This window comes from Acidobacteriota bacterium (assembly GCA_009861545.1).
GTDB lineage: Bacteria > Acidobacteriota > Vicinamibacteria > Vicinamibacterales > UBA8438 > WTFV01.
Map to the genome: position 1 here is coordinate 8,920 of VXME01000075.1, position 4,443 is coordinate 13,362.

1 protein-coding gene is annotated in these 4,443 nt (G+C 71.0%); it reads left to right on the plus strand.

What is annotated here, in order from left to right; genetic code table 11:
- Positions 1-146: 146 nt before the first annotated feature.
- A partial coding sequence (locus F4X11_12225; GenBank protein ID MYN65779.1) for a hypothetical protein occupies positions 147-4,443 on the plus strand: 4,297 nt, incomplete at its 3' end.

Here is a 4,443-nt window from a genome sequence, read left to right on the forward strand (position 1 = left end):
CCAACCAACCAACCAACCAACCAACCAACCAACCAACCAACCAACCTAGTTGCGGCGGTCTGAGCTTCGGCCTCCGCCGTCCGGCGGGGACTGCATCCTCCTGGTTCTCTTTCGGTGTCGTCGCCGGCTTGGCGCGCGGGTGGCGCATGGCCGCCTGCGCGCTCGTCGCCGCGCTGCCCCTGCTGCTCGCCGCCGGGGCGGCGGAAGCGCAGACCAACAGAGCGCCGGTGTTCACCCCACAGGGCGATACGTCCATTAACGCGCCGTTCGATACGCTGGTGAACCTCCGACTTTCCGAGAGCGACTTCAGCGACCCCGACGGCGACTTTCTGGAAATCAACCTCATCTGGGACCGCGACGACACCTACAACGATGCCCCGAATCGAACCACGTGGAACATACCCGGCGGCAGACTATTCTTCATGCACAAATCAGCAGCAGAGTTTGCTTGCCTCACTCCGCTGCCAACGAGCCCGCACACCACGGTCGCCACCATTACGGCCACCGACCCCGGCGGCTTGACGGCGACGGCGACGTTCTCCTTCACGGTGTCTTTCCCATCCCTTCCGGCCTGCGCCCCCCCGACGTTGGAGAACGCGATCCCCGACCAGGTGGCGCATGTGGGGAAGTACTTCTCCTACACCTTCCCGGCGGGCACCTTCGCCGCCCCGCAGGGCCAACCCCTGACCTACACGGCGACGCTAGCGGACGGCTACGAACTGCTGCCGTCCTGGCTGACGTTCGACGCGGCGACGCGGACGTTTTACGGCACGCCGCAGTCGTCGAACGCCAGGTCGCTCAAGGTCCGGGTGGTGGCGGCGGCGAGCAACCGCCAGTCGGTCAGCGACGTGTTCGACATCAGAGTCGCCACGCAGGCCGACCTGGTGCCGCCGACCCTGTCCGGCGCGACGGTGGACGGCTCGTCGTCGTTCACGCTCCACTTCGCCGGTCGGGCCCTCGATCTCGGAGGCAGGGGATGTCCCAGCGAGGCCTTTACCGTCAAGGTGGACGGCGTCGCCCGGCGTATCGTGTACTGCGGCATCAAGGCCCACTCCGTGGCGCTCGGTCTGTCCTCCAGCGCGGGGGGGATCCACAACGGCCGGCCGGTCACGGTGAGCTACGACTCGTCGAAGGCGAGTCCCCAGCTCAAGTCCGTCTACAACGTCCTGGTGAGGGACTTCACCGACCGGCCGGTGACGGACGCGGCGCCGTCGGCGTCGAAGCTCTCCGTCGCGAGGGTCGACGGGAGGAAGCTCACCGTCACCTTCACCGAGCCGCTGGACACCGGCTCGGCGCCGGCGGGCAACGCGTTCACGGTGAGCGGCGGGCGGACCGGCACGGGCACGGCGTCGATCGCCGGCGCCACGGTGACAGTGACGCTGGACTCGGCGGTGACCGACGGCGAGACGGTGACGGTGAGCTACAGGGCTGCCGAGAGGCCGAACGCGTTGCGGGATCCCGGCGGCAACCGGGTGTCGAACTTCCGGGGCGCGGCGCTGCACAACATCACGGGACCGCCGTCGTTCCAGTACGCGGAGGTGCACGGGAAGACGCTCGCCGTCACATTCGACGAGCCCCTGGACGCGGGCTCGGTGCCCGCGCCCGGCGCCTTCCACGTCACGGTGAGCGGCGCCCGGCGCCAGGTCGCCGCCGGCGGCGTCGCCATCCGCGGCGCGGACGTGGTGCTGACCCTGGCCTCGCCGGTCGCCTTTTACAACACGGTCCAGGTGCGCTACACCCGACCGTCCGCCAATCGGCTGCGGGACCCCGCCGGCGAAGCCGTGGCGACCTTCGCTGACCGGGAGGTGAACGTCTACCAGCTGTCGCACACGGGGGCGCAGGTGAGCGGCGTCACGATCGCGAGCGACCCGGGCACCGACCACACCTACGGGCTGAACGACCCGATCCGGGTGCGGGTGGCCTTCGACGAGAAGGTCCACGTGACCGGCAGTCCGCGGATCGCGATCGACCTGGATCCCGGGGAGGGTGGCACGAGGCACGCGGCCTACGCGAGCGGGAGCGGGACGAAGGCGCTGGTGTTCACCTACGGGGTGGTGGAGCCGGACCTCTCGACGCAGGGCATCGCGGTGCTCGCGAACACGCTGGAGCTGAACGGGGGCTCGATCCGGTCGGCGCCGAGCAGCCCGACTCCGGGCGGCGGGACGGGCATGGGCGCCGACGCGGACCTGTCGCACGATGGCCTGGCGCACGACCCGAACCACAAGGTGGACTGGCAACAGTCGCCGCCGGAGGCGAGCGGGCCGTCGGTGACCGGGGTGACGGTGTCGTCGCGTCCGGCGGACGGCGACACGTACGGCGCTGGCGAGACGATCCGGGTGACCGTTTCGCTCGACGAGGCGGTGGATGTCGAGGGCTCGCCGCGGCTGAAGATCAAGATGGACCCCAACTACGGCGAGAAGTGGGCGGCCTACGAAAGCGGCGGGGGTACGTCGGCGCTCGTCTTTGCCCACACGGTGGTGGAGCCGAACGTCTCGCCGCAGGGCATCGCGGTGCTGGCCGACACGCTGGAGGCCAACGGGGGCACGATCCGGTCGGCGGAGACGGAGGCGGACGCGGACCTGTCGCACGACGGCCTGGCGCACGACCCGGCGCACAAGGTGGACTGGCAGTTGGGGTCGGAGGCGGAGGCCCCGTCGGCGACGGGCGTGGCGGTATCGTCGCGTCCGGCCGCGGGCGACACTTACTCGCTGGGCGAGACGATCCGCGTCGCAGTGACGTTCAGCGAGGCGGTGGCGGTGACGGGGTCGCCACGCTTGCAGATCGACCTGGACCCGGCGGACTGGGGTGAGAAGTGGGCGGCGTACGAGAACGGCGGCGGCACCGACAGGCTGACGTTCGCCTACGAGGTGGTGGAGCCGAACCTCTCGACCGAGGGCGTGGCGGTTCTTGCGAACACGCTGGCGTTGAACGGCGGCTCGATCCGGTCGGCCGAGACGGAGGCGGAAGCCGAGCTGGGGCACGCGGGGCTGGACCACGACCCGGCGCACAAGGTGGACTGGCGGCCAGAGGCGGTGACGGTGACCGGCGTGTCGGTGGCCTCGAACGCGGGCGGCGACGACACCTACCGCCTGGGCGACACGATCTCGATCCGGGTGGCGTTCAGCGAGGCGGTCGATGTGACGGGGTCGCCGCGCTTGCAGATCGACCTGGACCCGGCGGACTGGGGCGAGAAGTGGGCGGCGTACGCGAGCGGCGGGGGCAGCGACGCGCTGACGTTCACGCACGAGGTGGTGGAGCCGAACTATTCGACCCGGGGCATCGCGGTGCTGGCGGACACGCTGGAGGCGAACGGCGGCTCGATCCGGTCGGCGGCGACCGAGGTAGATGCAGAGCTGTCGCATGACGGCCTCGGCCACGACCCGGCGCACAAGGTCGACTGGCGCCCGGGGCTCTCGGTGGCGGACGCGCGGGTCGAGGAGGGCGCGGGCGTGACGGTCGACTTCGCGGTGCGCCTGGGCCGCGCTGCCACCGAGACGGTGACGGTGGACTACGTGACGGCGGACGGCACGGCGCGGGCCGGCGAGGACTACACGGCGGCCAGCGGCACGCTGCGGTTCGCGGCGGGCGAGTCGTCGAAGACGGTCGCGGTGGCGGTGCTCGACGACGCGCACGACGAGGGGGAGGAGACGTTCACGCTGGCGCTGTCGAACGTGTCGGGGGCATGGCTGGAGGACGGCGAGGCGACCGGCACGATCGAGAACACGGACCTGATGCCGGCGGCGCTGCTGGCGCGCTTCGGGCGGGCGACGGCCGAGCAGGTGGTCACCCACATCGAGGAGCGGATGGCGGCGCCGCGGCGGCGGGGCTTCCGGGCGCGGTTCGCGGGCCGGGAGTTCCAACCCGGCCAGGAACGGGACTTCGCGCTTGGCTTCCTGTCGCAGTTCACGCAGCCGATGGGCATGGGCGCGGCGGGCGCGGCCCCGATGGGCGGCATGAGCGGCTCGAGGGGCATGGGCGGCATGACCGGTATGGGCATGGCGGGCTCGATGGGCATGAGCAGCGCGGCGGGCATGAGCGGGATGTCCGGCATGGGCGGCATGGGTGGCGTCGGCACGGGCGGCATGGTGGGCTCGATAGGCATGGCGGGACAGCAGCCGATGGGCTACGGATCGGCGGGAGATGCGCACGAGACCGGGCTGTTCGGCTCGATGTTGGGCTACGACCCGCTGTCGAACTCCGAGTTCGAGCTGAACCGAGAGAGCCGCGGCGGCATCCTGTCGGTGTGGAGCCGCAGCTCCCGGTCGTACTTCAGCGGCACCGAAGACGCGCTGTCGCTCAACGGCGACGTGCGCACGAGCATGTTCGGGGCCGACTGGGCGCGCGGCCCGCTGACGCTCGGCCTGTCGGTGGGCCGCACGCTCGGCCTGGGCGGCTACAGCGGCCCGAGCGGCGGGCGGATGAGCACGTCGATGACCGGGTTCT